This window comes from Bacillus sp. AFS001701 (genome assembly GCF_002559405.1).
Taxonomy (GTDB): domain Bacteria; phylum Bacillota; class Bacilli; order Bacillales; family Bacillaceae_G; genus Gottfriedia.
In genome coordinates, this window is the sequence record NZ_NTZO01000232.1 from 1 (window position 1) to 18,458 (window position 18,458).

Consider the following 18,458-nt stretch of genomic DNA (forward strand, 5'->3'; position numbering starts at 1 on the left):
TTAATTAAAGAAGGTTTATTAGGCGCATTATTCGCCTCATTAGCAGTATTGATTTTCTTACGTAATTTCAGAGCTAAATTTATTGCTATTCTATCGATCCCTTTATCATTATTAATTACATCGATTTTCTTGCTTAAATTAGATATAACGTTAAATATTATGACCCTAGGTGGTATGGCAGTCGCAGTAGGACGTGTAGTGGACGATAGTATTGTTGTAATTGAAAATATTTTCCGAAGAATACGTAAATCAAAAGAAGGCATTTCAAATAATTTAATTTTATCTTCAACAAAAGAAATATTAAAAGCAGTTACATCTTCTACTATTACAACTATTGTAGTTTTCTTACCTTTAGGTGTTGTAGGCGGATTTACTAGTAAAATATTCCTACCTTTTGCATTAACAATTGTTTTTGCTCTACTTGCTTCATTATTAGTTTCGATTACAATCGTACCAATTTTAGGTCGGTATGCATTTAAAAAAGTACCACCTGAAGAAAAAGAAGAAAAAATTTAAGTTTGGTACGGTAAAGTGATTGAAAAATCATTAAATCGCAAATGGATTATCATTGTACTAGCAATTGTATTACTTGCAGGTTCTTTCTCTTTAGTAGGTAGACTTGGTTTCACATTTATTCCAAATGAATCTTCACGATCAATCATTGCTTCATTAGAATTGCCATCATCAACATCATTAGAAAAAATATGAAGCAAGTGAAAGAAGTTTCTACTGGTGTTGGTAGCCGGTACTTTATGACTGGCCTAAAAACTGAGAATAAAGCTAGCTATTTTATTAATTTAAAACAAAGTGCAGATGTTGATCAATTTATTAAAGATACAAAAAGTAAAATGGAGAAAGTAGCAGCTTCAGAAGTTCAAGGTGCTAAAGTAGGATTGCAAGAGAACTCTTCTGGGGGTCCACCTTCAAATAATAATGTTGACATCAATTTATATTCTAATAACTTAGTTGCACTTCAAGAAAGTGCAAAAAAAGTTGAAGATTATATGAAAAAGAATAATCACCTTAAATATGTTACGAATAATTTCTCCGAAAAACAAAAACAAGTTATTGTTTCAATTGATGAGAAAAAAGTTTCTGAAAATGGTCTCTCCTCTGGCATGATCTTAGGTTTAGTTGCTGACCAAACAAACCCAGTTAATATGTGAACATTAAAAATTGATGGTAAAGACCAAAATGTGCAATTAACTTATAATAAGGAACTCCAATCCGTACTACCATTAGTATTAACAAAGTCTAGTGGTACACTTATTTCGAAAGGATTAGCTATTACAGTTATTGGTGGTTTAGCTTCATCGACTTTATTAACGCTAGTATTTATTCCGGTTGTATATGAACTGTTCTTTACAAAAAGAACAAAGAAGCATGCTAATTCTTAGGAAACTGCTAAAGTAGTTAATAATTAATTTGAAGAGAAAGGTTAATCCTTTCTCTTTTTGTTTTCATCTTTAATAGTACTTCTTCGACATAAGAATCATTTCTTTTCTAACCCATATAAAAAAACTCCGACTTTTAAAAAGTCGGAGTAATTCCTTATAAATTTTGATCGTTAACTCCTGCTAGCCATTTTCTAACAGGTTCTAGTGTTTCCTCAATACAGCCATCATTAAATGGAGATTCAAGTTTAGCCTCTTTAACTAAGCCTAAAAATGATTTACTTCCTCCTAATTGGCAAAGACCAACATAATCGGACCACGCTGAATTTCGGTCTTCATGCATTTTATTCCAAAATTGTAATGCACAAATTTGAGCTAATGTGTAGTCAATATAATAGAATGGTGATTGGTAAATATGCCCCTGTCTTTGCCATAAACCGCCCTTTTCTAAATAACTATTTCCATCATTTGCTCGATGAGGTAAATATTTTTCTTCTATGCTCTTCCAAAGTCCGTGACGTTCCTCAGGTGTTAAATCAGGATTTGCGTAGATTTCATGCTGGAATTCATCTACTGCCACACCATAACTAATAAAGGTAATTGCACTACTTAAATGTGTAAAATAGTATTTTTGTGTATCTTCCTTGAAGAATTCTTCTTGCCAAGGCCATGTGAAAAATTCCATACTCATTGAATGAATCTCACACGCCTCAAAAGTTGGCCAGTTATACTCAGGTGTTTCAAATTTACGACTTTCATATACCTGGAATGCATGACCAGCTTCATGTGTTAGTACGTCAATGTCACCAGATGTTCCGTTGAAATTCGAGAAAATAAAAGGAGCTTTATAGTTTGGAATATAAGTACAATATCCCCCACCTTGTTTTCCTTCCTTAGCAACTAAGTCTAGTAAATTTTCCTTTAACATAAAATTGAAAAACTCACTTGTTTCTTTCGATAATTCATCATACATTTTTTTACCATTTTCAATAATCCACTCTGGATTACCTTTAGGTGTTGCATTACCAGTTACAAATTCAAATTTATCGTCATAGTAATAAAGTTGTTCTACACCAATTCGATTAGCTTGTCGTTCTCTTAATTCGGTAGCGATTGGAACAATTGTTTCAAGAACTTGCTCTCTAAACTTCTTAACATCATTTGCATTGTAATCCGTCCTCATCATACGAGCATACCCTAGTTCAACAAAGTTTGAGAAACCAAGTTTGTTTGCAATACGAGTTCGGATTTTTACTAATTTATCGTAAATCTCATCAAATTTATCTTGATTCTCTGAGAAGTATCCAAAGTATGTATCGTAAGCTGTCTTTCTAACCTCTCGATCTTTATCCTCGAAATGTGCTGAAATTTGTGCTAACGTTTTCACTTCACCATAAAACGGAAGTTTAGCAGCCGCTACTAACTTAGCATATTCAGTCGTTAGTTTATTTTCTTCCTGTAAATCCGGAATTACTTCTTCACTTAGAATTTTCACTTCACATTCAGCTAAAGCAAATAATTGATCGCCATATTTTTCTTCAAGTTGCTCTCTAAACGGAGAACCGATTAATGCTTTATAATATTGTTGACCATATGATTGAACAATTGGAGTGTTCTCATCAAAAAACGCTTGCTCATCTTCATAAAACTTATCGTTTGTATCAACTGAATGGCGAACTGCACATAAATTTTCCATTGTTGAAAATTCATTTCTTAAATCATTGATTTCATTCATTGCTAATTCTTGTTCGTAGACCGTTGAAGCATCATAAAAATTTTGTAGTGAACGTTTAAATTGTTCCCCAAAGTTCTTAATATTTGGTCTAGAATACTGGTAATCTTGAAAACCCATGTTAATCCCTCCATTTTTTGTGATATTGCTATTATATAAAAAAACTTCCTGTAAAAAAACCTAAATCTAAATAAATTTCTGAAAATTTAAAAATTTTTTGCTTAAAATCAAACACTAAAATTGCAGAGATACTAGTTTTTAATAGCATAAATAGTTGTTTTTGAAAGATATTTGATTGAAAATAAAAAAAGCTCCACAAAATGAGAGCTTTTTTAGTTAGACCCATGGTATCCAATTTTCTTCAATAAGTGAATTAAGAAATTTTTTTCTTCATTAGATAGATCACTCATTTGTTCATGTAAAAATTCTTCGTGCACAGGAAAAATTTCTTCCATCAGTTTATTTCCACTTTCAGTTATTTCTGCATAAATTACTCGACGATCTGCGCTACAAGGATTTCGATAAACTAAACCCTTTTTCTCAAGTTTATCTACAACATAAGTAATACTGCCACTTGCAATTAATATTTTTTCTCCAATATGTTGAAGTGGTTGATTTCCTTTATGATACAAGAGCTCTAGCACTGCAAATTCAGTTGGGTTTAAATTAAAACTAGCAATTGATTTGTTTGCAGAATCATTTATCTTTCTATGAGCTCGCGATAATACAATAAATAGCTTTAATGAAAGCTCGATATCTTTTCTATTTGTCTCTTCCATAATATTTTACCCCTTCAATTTCTTTTACATAGTTCATTCTATATTTTTATTTTACACTTATTAATCAATCTTAAGATTATTTCAATAAAAATGACTTATTTAATTCCGATTGCAATTTTTTTTGGTATGAAATAATTAACTCGTCCAATTCTTGACTGGCCTTTAAGGTCAAATGTTCGTTTAACCCTTTAGTTTCCGCAAAAAATACCATTTCTTCCCTTTTTAAGGAAATAGATAATAATAAACGGCTGAGTTGATATTCATTCATTAGACTGATTCCCTTCTACAGGATGTTTTTTAACAAACCTTTTCACTCATAATCGAATTAATTTCTATTATTCATTCTATCTAAATTATTTAAAATTGATACAATATGAAACCTACTAAGCAAAATTACCTAGTAGGTTTATTTATTTTATGAAATAGCGCTTTTTTCTATCGTTCTTACTTATAAATTAGACGACTTTTTATTAAATCCTGCTTAAAATGATTAATTTTGATTTAAGTGAAATTCTATAGGCACTTTCATCTAAATTTTAGTAAATTGTAGCTATGTACAAATAGTAATGCTCAATTTCTTTATATACAGTATACTCTTAAGAGATTTTATTTAGCAAAACCTACTACAAATAATCACTTTTAAAAAATAGTATAATTTTATTATAAAATAAAAAAGCTGAAATGTAATGGAATTTATTTACCACTACTTTTTCAGCTTTTTTCGCTTTTATTTAGTTGCCTGCTTTTATTTTATGACCTTGAATCATCATTAGTTTTACTTTATAACTTATTAAAAATTCAATTCCTTCTAGCCACTTCTTCGTTTCTAGTGGGCTTCTCCCCCAAACAGTGATCCCGTGATTTCTAACAAGAACAGCCCCAAAATCATTTGTTAAAAATGGAGTGTATGCACGTTTAAAAGTTTCCATGTCTTGTGCATTCTCAATGATTGGAACAGTTATTTTATTTTCAAAATAAGAACTTGTTAAGATATGAATCATTTCATTATTTTCAAGTTCTACCTGCCCTTCATCACCAAATAATTCAGAAATAACATTATTATCTACAGTATGTACATGAAGCACACAACTAGCAGATGTTTTTTCGTAAATATTTGCATGAACCAACGTTTCAAGTGATGGCTTTAATACCGTATCAAATACTGGTTCACCAAGATTATTAACTACTATAAATTCTTCATCACAGCGTGCTCTCTTATCCTTCTCATCCGCTGTTACTAGAAATAATAATGGATCATCTGAAATTTTCATAGACAAGTTTCCACTAGTACCATAAAACCAATCTCTTTTAGCCAAATCACATTTAATATTCGCAAGCTTTTTCCATTGTTCTAAAAATAAACTCATAATTTACACCTCCACTTATTTAGACTATCTATTTGGACACCACTAAAAATTCAAACTATTCATACTATTTAATAAAATTATGTCATGTCTTGGTCTTCATTGTCAATAGTTCTAAGTAAATGAACAATCATCAATTTTCTACAACTTTTAACCATTTTTGATAGTAATTAATGATTTAATACTTTTTTTACATCCTGATTTGATAGCACTCCTATTTTATTACACAAATAAGTGAAAAATAAAACTTTCTTACTCATATTGTTTATCCTTTCTTTCCCTAGGGAAACTTTTTTGTATTTAGTAAATCATATGTCTTTTTTATAAAAAATGTGAAGAAAATCTACTATAAAATCTGGCAAGTTTCAGTTAGACGAAATCACGTTAAAGGGTTAACTAAATACCCTAACAAAGATGTTATTTTATATTTGAATCGCTCCTTTTCTTCATTCATTTTCTCTTTCGCTTTTGAAAATTTAGTAATCTCAATATTTTATGATAAAATAAATCGATAATAATTTAGAACGAGGTATATAAATGAACATTGTTTTAGCAACATTAAATGCAAAATATATCCATACTAATTTGGGTATTCGATACATTAAAGCGTATGCTCAGCCTGAATATAATATAGAGCTTGCAGAATATACAATTAAAGACCCAAGTCTTAACATCATCACAGACTTATATAAACGCAAACCAAAAATACTTGGCTTTAGCTGCTATATTTGGAATATCGAACAAACAATTGAAGTCATCCGTATGTATAAAAAAATTGATCCTTCCGTTATTATTTTTGTTGGCGGACCAGAAGTAAGCTATGATGTGAATTATTGGTTAGATCGCGTAAAAGAAATTGACATCATTACGATTGGTGAAGGAGAAATTACCGTTAAGAAATTAATTAAAGCTATTGAAAATGGGAATGATTTCACTTCCATCAATGGCATTGGTTATCGAGATGAAGGAAAAAATATCATTAAACCACAAACCGAAAAATTAGATTTAACAACTATTCCATCACCTTATCGCTTTAAAGAGGATTTACCATTTCTAAGTAAAAGAATTCAATATATCGAAACAAGCCGAGGTTGTCCATTTAATTGCCAGTTTTGTTTATCTTCTATTGAAGTTGGGGTTCGATATTTTAATCGAGAGGTTATCAAAGATGATATTCGTTACCTTATGGCAAACGGAGCGAAGGTTTTTAAATTCGTAGACAGAACTTTTAACATAAGTCGTAGTTATGCAATGGATATGTTCCAGTTTTTAATTGACGAACATGTGGAAGGAACGGTATTCCAGTTTGAAATTACTGGTGATATTATGCGACCAGAAGTCATCGAATTTTTAAATCAAAATGCTCCTAAAGGCTTATTCCGATTTGAAATAGGTGTTCAATCTACAAATGATGCTACAAACGAACTAGTTATGAGAAGACAAAACTTTGAAAAGCTTTGCAGAACTGTCACACTTGTACGAGATGGCGAAAAAATAGATCAACATTTAGATTTAATTGCTGGTTTACCTGAAGAGGATTACAATTCATTCCGTCAAACATTCAATGACGTTTTTGCTTTAAGGCCGGAAGAACTGCAACTAGGATTCTTAAAAATGCTAAGAGGCACAGGCGTACGATTAAGAGCGCATGAACATGATTATGTGTATATGGATTATGCTCCTTATGAAATATTAAGTAATAATGTACTATCCTTTGACGATATTGTAAAAATTAAGCAAGTTGAAGACGTACTCGAAAAATATTGGAATGACCATCGAACAAATAGTACGATTGAATATTTAATTAAAAATGAGTTTGAAAGTCCATTTGATTTCTTCCAATTATTTGGTTCATATTGGGAAGAAAAAGGTTGGTCAAGAATCGGCCACCAGCTTGAAGATTTATTTAAGCGTCTAAATGAGTTTTTAACTCACTATCAAATTAATAACGAGCCAATCGTTAAAGATATTATGAAAATTGATTATTACTTAAATCATAAATATAAACCGCGTAAACCTTGGTGGGACGAAGTAACAAACCATGATTTTGCGAAGGATATTTATAAACGAATTATCGAAAATCCTGAATATTTAGGTTCAGATTTTATTTCACTTAATTTAAATGAAAAAGAAATTTATAAGCATACAATGATTGAATCACTTTCATTTGATATCGAACATTTCTTCCTAACTGGAGAATATAGAACTGGTAATTATGCGATGTTAGTTTATTTCTCACCTAAAACATTATCACCTTCATTTTTTACTATAGAAGCATAAGTAAAGAGGACAATATTCATTTTGGATATTGTCCTCTTTCATACTCTTGAAAAAAATCTTGTCAATTAATTACCAATTTTTCGTAAAGGAGAAGGGTGAGGTTGATTTCCACTACGGTGTGCTCGCTTTCCATGGGACGAGACTCTTTAGCCTCCTCGGCAAGCCTGCGGGTTCTTTAGCCTTCCCGCTTATCCCATAGGAGTCGAGCACCCCTTTCGTTCCAATCAACTTTTTCATCAAAAGAAGTCTACACTAAAAAGCTAATTTAATATCCTTTACTTAGAGTACCAATAACAGTTTATTAATCAGTTATTATGTCAAATAACTTTGGAAATCAACTTAAACAAATGAGCTTGTCCAAGTAATAGAGTTTTTTTGTATAAATACCACTTCTCGAACATAGTAACATCAAAAATCATTTAATCATTATCAAAATATTTTATAATCAATTTTGATCACTTAATATACTTTTTCCCTATTGACCATTAAATATAGCAATCCTTTGAAAAGGACAATATTTTTTAATATTGTCCTTTTGTATTTAATTTACTAAATAGCAAATAATAATTTGTAAGTAGAGGTGATATATAATGAAGAGAAAAAATGAGAAAACTGAAATCGATTCACCGGTAATGAATGATACTTTGCCCCATATTTCAAGTTTTCCTTCTTTTAAAGGGACAGACATTAAAATGGAAGAACCTTTTGTAAATTCAAAGGGTGTAGTAATTGGAGACAGTAAGTATAGCTCTCCTAATTCTCCAATAAATAATTGGTCTGATGATGTTGATCCATCAGTTATGGCAGGCGACGAATGGATTCATCCAACAAATGATATTGGTTGGGCAAGTGCAGAAAACACTGACCTATTAGAATCAAAAAAGAGAGAACAACCTGCAAAACAATTTATGCATCCACAGCATGAAACGACGGACTGATCAAGTGCAGATTAGGGGATAGGAAGAAAGTATCATTTCTCCTATCCCCTATTTTGTCTTTAAAATAGTCCGATATTAATATCGCCCTTTTTTTGGACAAGTAGCATATGTAATTGTGCTCTGTGGTGAGTGAAGTGGACTAAAATCTCTAATAACCATTCAAATTTTGAATATTGAAGACCCCAATATGAAGTAGCTTTTTCAACTAAATCTTTTTCTTTCATATTAAAATAGAATTCCTTTAATTCATGAAAGTTTTTTTGTAATAAACTTTTCATTTCAACTAATGATTTGCATTCAACCTTGGTATAGTATTTAACCATTATTTCTTGACTAGCACCGCTCATAATTTCGATATCAGCACCAATAAGCTCACATAGATGCTGGACTAACTCCCCAATCGATTTCTTTTCTTCAACCGGTCGGAAATTTAAATCTTCTTCATTAATTAAATCAATCATTTCTAAAACACTCTTTACACATAAACTAATTTGATGAATCACATTTTCAATATACATATTGGCCGGGACACGAATGGCCGGAATAGTTCTAAATCTATCCTCATTTCCAACCTTCTCCCTTTTTCCTCCTTTCCTGCTTAACTTCTACCTTTTTTCCGTCATATAACCATTCCTTAATGAATAGACTTGTACCATAAAGGAGGGATACTGATGAGAATATTGGCTTGGCATGAAACATTAGAATTACATGAAATTGTTGCTACAACTACTTACTACTTATATAAGCTTAAAACAAATATAAAAAATATAACAGATTCAGGATTAAAAGAATTATATAAAACTTCTATTACATTGTTTGAAAATAACTTACGGGATTTACTAAAATTTATGAGCAATATTACGATTGGGGAAAGGGATGCAGCAAGCGATAAATTAGCAAGCGAAATGAGTGCAGAAGATTTATTATCAGCAACAAAAGTATTAACAAAAATGTATGCGCATGCACTTACAGAAACAGCTACTCCTGATTTAAATAATTTATTTATTAAGCATCTAGTTTCGGTGAACAATTTGCATACTCAAATTTTTAGCTATTTATCAAAACAAGGTCAATATTCAGTATTTAATATTAATAAGTTAATCGAAAACGATGCTAAAAAAGCTATGGATGTCATAAATATGCCGTATTAAAAAATGGACGTAATAGAACGTCCATTTTTTAATCTTTGTTGAAGTTTTTATTTGATAAGTCAGTGACCTTTTCAGCTGCTATATTATGATATCTTTTCGTATTTTCAACTAATTTTATCAAATTAAGATAAGTTTGCTTAGCCCCTAATACAAGTAATGGAACCCCAATAAAATCGATATGTAAAAATCTTGACGTAAAACCACCAAGAGTCATAGCTAATGGTACTGTTGGCGATGTACTTGATAAGATAATTTTATCTTCTTCATTTAATAAGATTTTTCCTAAACCTTCGATTGCTGTCGGTACATTTTTAGTATATCTTTTTGCTACTGTATACACTTGGTCTCCATTTTCGTCTTCACCGTGATAAAATAGTTTTCCACCATCTTTTGGCTTTAGTTTATTAAATAAGTAGGTATTCTTTACTTCTTCCGTCGTCGGCTGGCGATCAAGTGGTAATTGCTTTAAATGATATGCAGCAGCCAAAGGTGAAGAATGTGTACCTCCAAAACAGTAATAAATATAATATTTCATTTATCTCATCCTCAAATTTTTATATTAATACGTATGTAAATGTAATTGTTTTGAATCCCATTCTGCAAAGCATACTTGTTTAAGTGATAAATTTGACTCAGAAAGTTTTTTATGAACCCACTTTTCATCTTTTTTCAACGAGTTAAGAGCTCTTTTAATTATTTTCCCATCACTAATTACGACCACCGGTAAAAATTCTTTTTCCATTTGAATTTTTAAATCCTGTTTCGTAGGCGTGTCGAAATTTGATTTCTTCAAGACACTAATCGTACCGTCATTTTCTAAAATAGCATACGCAACTTCACTTACTGCAAAAGTATCCTTTGCTCTTAGCAATTGCATCAATTGGTCAGTGTCTAAACGATTTCTTTTCAATTCTTTCCATTGAATTGCCCCATGTCTAATTACAACAGAAGCATCACCTTCTAAGAACTTTCTTGCCCACATTGACTTTTGTGTCAAGACCTCTGTAACAAATATTAAAGCACCCCAAACAAAAATACTAAAAAGAATTTTTGGTAGATTTGCTTCTTTATCATATATTCCATCTCCTAGTATATTTCCTAATACTAGTGACGAAATCAAATCAAATGGTGTAATTTGTGTAATTTGTGTTTTCCCATTAATTTTAACGACAATAAAAAGAGCTATATAACCTAAAAACAACTCTGTAAACATTTCATGATAACTCATGTAATACACTCCTATATTTTTATTACCTATTAAATTTTCTTACTACTTTACTCTTTTTATACATAAAATTGGTAATTGATTAACATTCTAATTAAAATTTAATTATCCATATAAATTGATGCGTCTGGATGAGACCCGACAGTAACTAGATCTTTTATTATTTTAGCTAATATATAACTATAAACCGTACCATTGCCACCATAGGCCATTAAAAAAAGGCAATTAGGATATTCATCGTAATGTCTAATCATTGGCAAGCCGGAATGTGTTCCCCCAAATGTACCTGTCCAATAATATTCTGCTTTAGCTTCTTTATAATGAGGAAACAACTCTATTAAATTTTTTATAAGCTGTTCTTTTTTATGGAATAACATAGATTCACGTTTTTCTGGTATTATTGTAGGTTCGTCAAGTCCTCCGACAATTATTCTTCCATCAACTGTGGTTCGGAGATATAAATATGGTCTTGCCGTCTCCCAAATTAAACAATTTTCATACCATGCATTGTTTTTCTCAACTAGAGGTTGTGTTGCAATCGCAAATGTTGAAGTTAAAATTGCATTTTTCTCACTTTTTACCTCCATCGATTCATAGCCTCCTGCAAAAATAACTTTTTTTGCTCGAACCGTATGTTTATTTTTAGTAAAAAGTTGTACCCCTTCATCTGTACCGATGATCCGAGTTACCTCTGTACCCGAATACACCTTCAATCCTCGGTTCAAAGCATATAAAAGTAAGCCGTGTGCACATTTATATGAATTTACTTCAGCGTCATCCCCTGTGAACAGTGCAACTTCCTTTGTAAAGTTAAACTTTTCTTCAATTTGTGATTTTGTATATCGTTCAACATTAAAACCATTTTCTTTTAATGTTTTATATTCCAAATCAATCATTTCTTTACCATCTAAATTACTAGCATAGTATAAACTTTTTCTTTTTATAAAATCAGGATTAATATCAATTGTTTTTGACATTTCTTCAAGACCTTTAATTGCCTCTACACATAATTGATAATGACGGACAGCTTTTTCTTTTCCATATGAATTAATAAACGAATGTAAAGTTTTGTCATTTGAATATTGTAATAGCCCCGTATTTGCACTAGTACTTCCCTGTACTACTTTTTTTCGTTTATCTAGTAAAACGACTTTAGCTCCTGTTTGACTTAAGAAATATGCACATAAACTCCCTGATTCACCGCCTCCAACTATTACAAAATCACAATCTAGATCTATATCGAGTGGCTTTATATTTTCTAGTTCAGGATGTGAATCAGTGTAAGTCGTGGGCCAATACAAAATCCCGCTAATACTTTTCACGTCTTCTATGCTCCTTTCTTCAGATCATATTTAAGGTAGTTTTTGTCAGTTGAATAAAAAAAATCCCACTTTTTTAAAAGTGAGATTTTTTAACATAATATAATTTGAATGGATTTCTAGAAATTTACTGAAATTATGATCTTTCAGCTAACCATTTACCAATTGTCGGATATGTCGTTTTTAATGAAACAGGTCCAAACATGATTGACACATGGCCTGATGGAATCGAAACATACTGCTTATCTACGCTAGAAATATGCTCATTTAATGCTTCAACCTGGCAAGGCATCGCAATATGGTCTTTCGTAGCAGAAATATTTAAAACATTAGCTTTAATGTTAGATACATCTACTTTTCTTCCTCTAATTTCTAAGTCACCGCTTAATAATTTATTTTGTTGGTAAAACTCTCTGATCCATTGGCGATATGCTTCACCTGGGAATGGAATACCATCTGTAACCCATTTTTGCATTAACTGCCACGACTTAATAAATTTTGTATTATCAGAGCGATCCAATAAAGTTACATAAGGTCCAACAAAATTCGTAACTGGTTTTAACATTTTGTTACCAAAATCGATCATTTCAGGAGGAATATTCCCTAATGTATCAACAGCTTTATCAAGTGCAAAGTATTTTTCATTTAAAAATGCACCATATAAGCCTGTATCTGAAAAATCGAATGGACTAGTTACAAAAATTAAGTTTTTAATTGGTGCATTTTCATAAAGTGATGCGTAAATACTTGTTAAAGTACCACCCATACAATATCCTAACATCGATAATTCTTTTGCACCTGAAAAACGAAGTACCTTATTTACCGCTTTTGCAATATAGTCGTGAATAATATCGTCAAATTTCAAATGACGATCTTCATGAGCAAAAGTTCCCCAATCTAATAAATAAACATCAAATCCTTCATTAACAAGATACTCAACAAAAGAGTTCCCCTTTGTTAAATCAAGAATATATGGTTTATTAATTAAAGCGTAAATAAGAAGGATTGGAGTCTTTTTTACCTTTTTTGTAGTTGGAATATAATGATATAATTTACTTTTATTTTTCGTCCAAATCACTTCTTTAGGAGATTGACCTACTAAAGGTTCTCCCTCTTTTATAAGAATATCTGCAGTTTTCTTCAATCTTTTGTATGATTCTTTTAATCCGCTCGGAAGCGATTCTGTAGCTTCTTCTAACTTTTGTGAATAAAACACACATTTCCCCCCCTTTTGATCTTAAAAAAAGGTCATCTATAAGTAAGACTTAAACGTATAGTCCGCCATTTACATTAATCTGTTGACCAGTAATGTACTCTCCACCTTCACATAAGTAAATAACAGCTTTAGCAATCTCTTCTACAGTACCAAATCTTCTCTTTGGTATTCTTGATTTAATTTGCTCTTTTACATTTTCCGGAATTTCGTTCACCATGTCAGTTTCAATAAATCCTGGACAAACAGAATTTACTGTAACGTTTGTTTTTGCTAATTCAAGTGCTAATGATTTAGTAAATCCAATCATACCAGCTTTTGCAGCAGAATAGTTTGTTTGGCCAAATCCGCCTGCCTGACCAATAACTGATGAAATATTAACGATACGAGCGTTATCAGATTCAAGTAAGTATGGTAAAGCAGAATTACATGTGTTATAAACACTGCTTAAATTTACATCAATAACCTCATGCCAATCTTCTGCACTTAGTTTTTTGAAACTACGGTCTCTAGTAATACCAGCATTATTAACAATAATGTCTAATCGGCCAAAATGCTCAACCGTACGATCAATTAATGCTTTCGCTTGATCTAAATCAGCAACATTAGCTTGCACTGCTAACGCTTCATAACCATTTTCAAAAAGTTCATCTACCACTGCTTTTGCGTGTGCTTCACTATTATTATAATTGATTACAACTTTTGCACCTTTTTCTGCTAAAGCAAATGCTATACCTTTTCCTATCCCTTTTGCTCCACCTGTTACGATCGCTACACGATTTACTAAATCCATTATCATTTCTCCTTTTTTAACTAATTATTGTTTTGTTGGTTGTTTAGTCGTTAATTGTTGTAAAAGTTGTTCAATGTTAGCCATTGAAGACTTTAGTTGTTCAATACTTTCCATTGAAGACTTTAATTCACTAACTTGTTGATGAATTGATTTGGTTTCAGCTTTTAATTTTGTAAGATCTCGTTTAACTGTCACAATGTCTAACTCTTTTTTCAATGCTGCTACATCTAACTCGGGTTGGGAATCTAAATATAATTGATCTTCTAATGTATCTACTTTCGATTCTAAATTAATCACTAAGCTAGCTACATTTGCGATATCTTCTTTAGAAGCAATATTTGAAGCCTCTAAGAAGGTTTTTGATTGATCATTCAACATCTTTTTACAGAATAGATTAAAATCTATTACAGAACCCATCCACTCGGAAAATTCTTCTTTCTGAACATATTCGTTCATCATTTTTCCAAAGTATTTTTCATTTACATCATACATTTGCTTCCACATTTTCAATGGATCTGAATAATTTTGCTCTGACATGTTAATCCCCCTCACTACTTTTAAGTATAGAAAACAAGCTAACGACAAAACAATCCAATGTTTTCGCGATATTTCTACATTTTCTGTCGAAATTTGTTTTTTAATATTCATTATATTTAAAATACATTGACAATAAATTTAACTAAGTGTAAATTACACCTAAGGGATGATGATTCCATTACTACGATATAGGGGGGAACATAACTTTATGACAACAAATGAAAAGGAAACAAGTAAAAAAAATAAACACGAAACCTCTGAATCGATTACATTGCCTAAAAACTTCTTAGTTCCCTTTCTACTTCTTAGCCTTAAGCAATGGAATATGCATGGCTATAAATTAATGCAAGTATTATTTGATTTAGGTTTTACTACGCTTGATTCAAGTAATGTTTATCGAATTCTAAGACAACTTGAAAAAGAAAGTTATATTAAATCTAGTTGGGAATATGGAATGGAAGGTCCAGCAAAGCGAATTTACTCAATTACAGATGCTGGAGAGGAATATCTAAAAACTTGTCATAATTCATTTACTCAATATAATCAGATGCTCCAAACATTTTTTTCGATTTACACAAATTCATTCTTTCCATTTAGCAACTCTGATCAAAGTTTTAAAAATGATTGAAATTGCAGCAATGCATTCAATAATAAATTTTTTTGGAGGAAACACTAATGACTGAAAAAACAATCGAATTACAAACTGAACTTGCAGCTGAGAATTTTCAAAAAATGCTTCAATATTTATTAGACAATCAATTACAAATTCAACAATGGACAGAGTCTTTATTTCAAGAACAAGCAAAACAATGGAAAACTTTAAACGAACAAGTTCAAGTACAACAACAAGAGTCTTACGAGCAATTCCAAGAAATGATTAAGTTATTAAACGAAATTAAGCCTACAATTAATCAAGAAACTTATGAAAAAACTTGGAAAAAATTATTTGATCAGTTTGCTCCATTTCAATCTTTATGGACAAATATGAATCAAAATCCATATCAACCGTTTTTTCAAGCTATGAGTACATTTTCAAATCAACAACAACAATTTTTTCAACAATTTTTTAAACAACCATTAAATAACACACCTTATACTGCTTGGACTAACATGTACCAACAGTTCCAAAAAACACAAGAAGATTGGTTTAAAAACTTACAAGAATTCTCATTCACAAAACTATAATCAATATACTTAAACAATTTTCTTGATTAGCTAAACATTTCATCAAGGAGAGGATGAAACAAAATGAATGTTTTCGAAAGTGCAAGAAATGTACAGGAAGTTCATTTTGACTCCATTTCAGTTGGTGACGAAGCTATTCTTGAAGTTAAAATTACTGCAGAGTTAATTGAACAATTTGCTGCAATTTCAACAGATGTAAATCCAATTCACTTATTAGATGATTTTGCAAAAGAAAGCATCTTTAAGGAAAGAATTGCACATGGTATGTTGATTTGCAGCTTTATTTCCTCAGTACTAGGTACAAAACTACCCGGCAAAAACACCATCTACCTATCTCAAGAAGTATTTTTCAAAGCACCAGTAAAAATTAATGACACAATTAAAGTAATCGTCAGTGTTATACGTAAAAGAGATGATAAAAAATTATTAACGCTTCAAACGAATGTATATAATCAAGATAATGTACTCGTCGTTGAAGGATCAGCATTGGTTAAAAAGTTAACTTAAACCTAATATGACTGTATTTACCAAGCATGAGAAAACCCTAAATGTAAAAAATAGAATTGTAAGCTATTACTTACAGAAAGGGAGATCATCATGACAAGAACGAATAAATTATTAGTTCCAGGTGTAGAACAAGCACTTGATCAATTTAAATATGAAATCGCTAACGAATTTGGTGTAAATTTAGGATCCGATACAACTGCACGTTCAAACGGATCAGTTGGTGGCGAAATCACTAAACGTTTAATTGCTCAAGCGCAAAGTCATTTAAAGGGTCAATAATTAAAGAAAAACAAACTATATAAAATGGCTTAATATAGGGGGAGATTTGATTCTTCCCTTTTTATTTTTTAATTTTTTTGGAAGAAAATATTTTTATCTTAACTAGTTGTATAGACAAGTTAAAACTTTTAAGTTATTATTGAAAGCGTAATCATTATAATAATTTTCGGAGGGAAAATAATATGCTTAGTTTCTTACAACGCATTGGTAAAGCATTAATGCTTCCAATTGCTGTCCTTCCCGCTGCAGGTCTTTTACTGCGCTTTGGACAACCTGATCTACTAGACATTCCGTTTATGGCGGCTGCTGGTAATGCAATTTTCTCTAATCTTCCATTAATCTTTGCAATCGGTGTTGCAATCGGTATTTCAAAGGATGGAAATGGAGCCGCCGGTCTTGCAGGTGCAATCGGTTACTTTGTATTAACTGCAGGAACAACTACAATAAATAAAGATATTAACATGGCTGCCCTTGGTGGTATTATTACTGGAGTTGTAGCTGGTCTTCTTTACAACCGTTTCAGTGGTATTAAATTACCTGAATGGTTAGGGTTCTTTAGTGGACGACGATTCGTTCCAATTATAACTTCAGCTACTATGCTTATATTAGCAGGAATATTTGGTTATGTATGGCCAGCTATTCAAGATGGAATTAACTCAGTTGGTAACTGGATCATTGATATCGGTCCAATCGGAGCTGCAGTATTCGGTTTCTTAAACCGTATTTTAATCCCACTAGGACTACATCACGTATTAAATACAATTTTCTGGTTCAACTTAGGTGACTTTACTGATGCTGCTGGTAAATTAGTTCACGGTGACTTAAACAGATTCTTCGCTGGTGACAAATCTGCTGGTGCATTCATGACTGGTTTCTTCCCTATTATGATGTTTGGTCTTCCAGCTGCTGCATTTGCAATGATCGCTGCTGCAAAACCTGAAAGACGTAAAACTGTTGCAGGTATGTTTATTGGTCTTGCTTTAACATCTTTCTTAACAGGTATTACTGAACCAATCGAATTTGCATTCATGTTCATTGCACCAGTACTATATACGTTCCATGCAATCTTAACTGGTTTATCAATGGGTATCGTAAATGCTTTAGGAATTAAAGATGGCTTTACATTCTCAGCTGGTTTCATGGACTACATTCTGAACTACAATATTGCAACTAAACCAATTCTGTTAATCCTAATCGGTTTAATCTTTGGTGTAATTTACTTTATCGTGTTCTACTTCGCAATTAAGAAATTTAACATTAAAACACCAGGTCGTGAAGACGAAGAAGTTGAAACTGATGAAGTAACAACTGAAATTGGTGATTCTTTATACTTACAAGCTCTAGGTGGAAAAGAAAACTTAACAAATATTGATAACTGTACAACTCGTTTACGCTTACAAGTAAAAGATGCTTCTAAAGTAAATGAAGCACTTCTTAAAAAAGCAGGTGCTCGTGGAGTTATTAAATTAGACGATAAAAACGTACAAGTAGTTGTAGGTACAAACGTAGAGTTTGTTGCTGAAGACTTGAAAAAACAAGTTAAATAATTGAAATACAAAGCTTGTCCATGTGGGCAAGCTTTTTTTGCTTATTTTGTTGATTAAGGGATTTATGAGTTGGTGAATAAGCTAAAATTAAAGGATATATACTTATGAGGGGTTCATGAGGAATTATATTACCTAAATCTTGAATTATACTTCCTCATAAGCGGTTCATGAGGAACTATATTAGCTAAATCATGTATTATACTTCCTCATAAGCG

General features: G+C 31.4%; 20 protein-coding genes and 1 pseudogene. 10 read left to right on the forward strand and 11 right to left on the reverse strand.

Annotated elements, in window-relative coordinates:
* Together CN514_RS15585 and CN514_RS27020 are read left to right on the forward strand one after the other, a co-directional pair.
* Positions 1–1,232, forward strand: a pseudogene (locus tag CN514_RS15585) (efflux RND transporter permease subunit); the annotation flags it as partial.
* 54 nt (positions 1,233–1,286) lie between these two features.
* A complete protein-coding gene (locus CN514_RS27020; RefSeq protein WP_483295018.1) occupies positions 1,287–1,397 on the forward strand; it encodes a hypothetical protein in 111 nt (36 codons plus the stop codon).
* A gap of 154 nt (positions 1,398–1,551) precedes the next feature.
* Here the strand turns inward: CN514_RS27020 and CN514_RS15590 are convergent, their stop codons facing one another.
* From CN514_RS15590 to mtnB, 4 genes are all read right to left on the reverse strand, one after another.
* Positions 1,552–3,246 carry a M3 family oligoendopeptidase gene (locus CN514_RS15590; RefSeq protein ID WP_098233376.1) on the reverse strand — a complete coding sequence of 565 codons (1,695 nt, stop codon included), beginning with the start codon at positions 3,244–3,246 and terminating at the stop codon, positions 1,552–1,554.
* 212 nt (positions 3,247–3,458) lie between these two features.
* Entirely contained in the window at positions 3,459–3,905 is a 447-nt protein-coding gene (locus CN514_RS15600) for a MarR family winged helix-turn-helix transcriptional regulator (protein WP_056474121.1), read from the reverse strand.
* A 76-nt stretch (positions 3,906–3,981) separates the two neighbouring features.
* Positions 3,982–4,173, reverse strand: a complete 192-nt coding sequence (locus CN514_RS15605) for an aspartyl-phosphate phosphatase Spo0E family protein (RefSeq protein WP_098233378.1) — start codon at positions 4,171–4,173, stop codon at positions 3,982–3,984.
* A gap of 463 nt (positions 4,174–4,636) precedes the next feature.
* The gene (mtnB, locus tag CN514_RS15610; protein WP_098233379.1) at positions 4,637–5,272 is read right to left on the reverse strand and encodes a methylthioribulose 1-phosphate dehydratase; all 636 of its coding nucleotides are present in this window, start codon (positions 5,270–5,272) and stop codon (positions 4,637–4,639) included.
* Between the two features lie 534 nt (positions 5,273–5,806).
* Between mtnB and CN514_RS15615 the strand changes: the two genes are divergently transcribed.
* Both CN514_RS15615 and CN514_RS15620 read left to right on the forward strand, forming a co-directional pair.
* Complete coding sequence (locus CN514_RS15615) at positions 5,807–7,549, forward strand: B12-binding domain-containing radical SAM protein (RefSeq protein ID WP_098233380.1); 1,743 nt, start codon at positions 5,807–5,809, stop codon at positions 7,547–7,549.
* A gap of 590 nt (positions 7,550–8,139) precedes the next feature.
* Positions 8,140–8,487, forward strand: a complete 348-nt coding sequence (locus tag CN514_RS15620; protein ID WP_098233381.1) for a DUF3905 domain-containing protein — start codon at positions 8,140–8,142, stop codon at positions 8,485–8,487.
* 59 nt (positions 8,488–8,546) lie between these two features.
* On the opposite strand, the gene CN514_RS15625 is transcribed toward CN514_RS15620, so the two are convergent.
* Positions 8,547–8,948: a DinB family protein gene (locus CN514_RS15625; protein WP_176525929.1), complete on the reverse strand. Its 402-nt coding sequence runs from the start codon at positions 8,946–8,948 to the stop codon at positions 8,547–8,549.
* Positions 8,949–9,158: 210 nt separating this feature from the next.
* On the opposite strand from CN514_RS15625, the gene CN514_RS15630 reads away from it, so the two are divergent.
* The gene (locus CN514_RS15630) at positions 9,159–9,638 is read left to right on the forward strand and encodes a spore coat protein (protein ID WP_098233383.1); all 480 of its coding nucleotides are present in this window, start codon (positions 9,159–9,161) and stop codon (positions 9,636–9,638) included.
* Positions 9,639–9,666: 28 nt separating this feature from the next.
* Here CN514_RS15630 and CN514_RS15635 read toward each other — a convergent pair whose 3' ends face one another.
* The 6 genes from CN514_RS15635 to CN514_RS15660 all read right to left on the reverse strand — a co-directional run bounded on the left by CN514_RS15635 (position 9,667) and on the right by CN514_RS15660 (position 14,725).
* Positions 9,667–10,173: a DUF3189 family protein gene (locus tag CN514_RS15635; protein ID WP_097975785.1), complete on the reverse strand. Its 507-nt coding sequence runs from the start codon at positions 10,171–10,173 to the stop codon at positions 9,667–9,669.
* A gap of 24 nt (positions 10,174–10,197) precedes the next feature.
* On the reverse strand, positions 10,198–10,866 hold the full coding sequence (locus tag CN514_RS15640; protein WP_098233384.1) for a DUF421 domain-containing protein: 669 nt from the start codon (positions 10,864–10,866) through the stop codon (positions 10,198–10,200).
* 98 nt (positions 10,867–10,964) lie between these two features.
* Positions 10,965–12,185: an NAD(P)/FAD-dependent oxidoreductase gene (locus tag CN514_RS15645; protein WP_176525930.1), complete on the reverse strand. Its 1,221-nt coding sequence runs from the start codon at positions 12,183–12,185 to the stop codon at positions 10,965–10,967.
* 133 nt (positions 12,186–12,318) lie between these two features.
* Entirely contained in the window at positions 12,319–13,398 is a 1,080-nt protein-coding gene (gene phaC / locus CN514_RS15650; RefSeq protein WP_098233386.1) for a class III poly(R)-hydroxyalkanoic acid synthase subunit PhaC, read from the reverse strand.
* A gap of 49 nt (positions 13,399–13,447) precedes the next feature.
* Positions 13,448–14,191, reverse strand: a complete 744-nt coding sequence (locus tag CN514_RS15655; protein WP_098233392.1) for a 3-oxoacyl-ACP reductase — start codon at positions 14,189–14,191, stop codon at positions 13,448–13,450.
* A 21-nt stretch (positions 14,192–14,212) separates the two neighbouring features.
* Complete coding sequence (locus tag CN514_RS15660) at positions 14,213–14,725, reverse strand: polyhydroxyalkanoic acid synthase subunit PhaR (protein ID WP_097975792.1); 513 nt, start codon at positions 14,723–14,725, stop codon at positions 14,213–14,215.
* A 208-nt stretch (positions 14,726–14,933) separates the two neighbouring features.
* Here CN514_RS15660 and phaQ point away from each other — a divergent pair, with 208 nt between their 5' ends.
* The 5 genes from phaQ (at position 14,934) to nagE (ending at position 18,243) form a co-directional block, all read left to right on the forward strand.
* Positions 14,934–15,353 (forward strand): poly-beta-hydroxybutyrate-responsive repressor, encoded by a 420-nt coding sequence (gene phaQ / locus CN514_RS15665; protein ID WP_098233387.1) that lies wholly within the window; start codon positions 14,934–14,936, stop codon positions 15,351–15,353.
* A 47-nt stretch (positions 15,354–15,400) separates the two neighbouring features.
* Entirely contained in the window at positions 15,401–15,910 is a 510-nt protein-coding gene (locus tag CN514_RS15670) for a hypothetical protein (RefSeq protein WP_098233388.1), read from the forward strand.
* A 63-nt stretch (positions 15,911–15,973) separates the two neighbouring features.
* On the forward strand, positions 15,974–16,417 hold the full coding sequence (locus tag CN514_RS15675) for a MaoC family dehydratase (protein ID WP_098233389.1): 444 nt from the start codon (positions 15,974–15,976) through the stop codon (positions 16,415–16,417).
* A 90-nt stretch (positions 16,418–16,507) separates the two neighbouring features.
* A complete protein-coding gene (locus CN514_RS15680; RefSeq protein ID WP_098233390.1) occupies positions 16,508–16,696 on the forward strand; it encodes an alpha/beta-type small acid-soluble spore protein in 189 nt (62 codons plus the stop codon).
* Positions 16,697–16,878: 182 nt separating this feature from the next.
* Positions 16,879–18,243, forward strand: a complete 1,365-nt coding sequence (nagE, locus tag CN514_RS15685; RefSeq protein ID WP_098233391.1) for an N-acetylglucosamine-specific PTS transporter subunit IIBC — start codon at positions 16,879–16,881, stop codon at positions 18,241–18,243.
* Positions 18,244–18,458 lie beyond the last annotated feature (215 nt).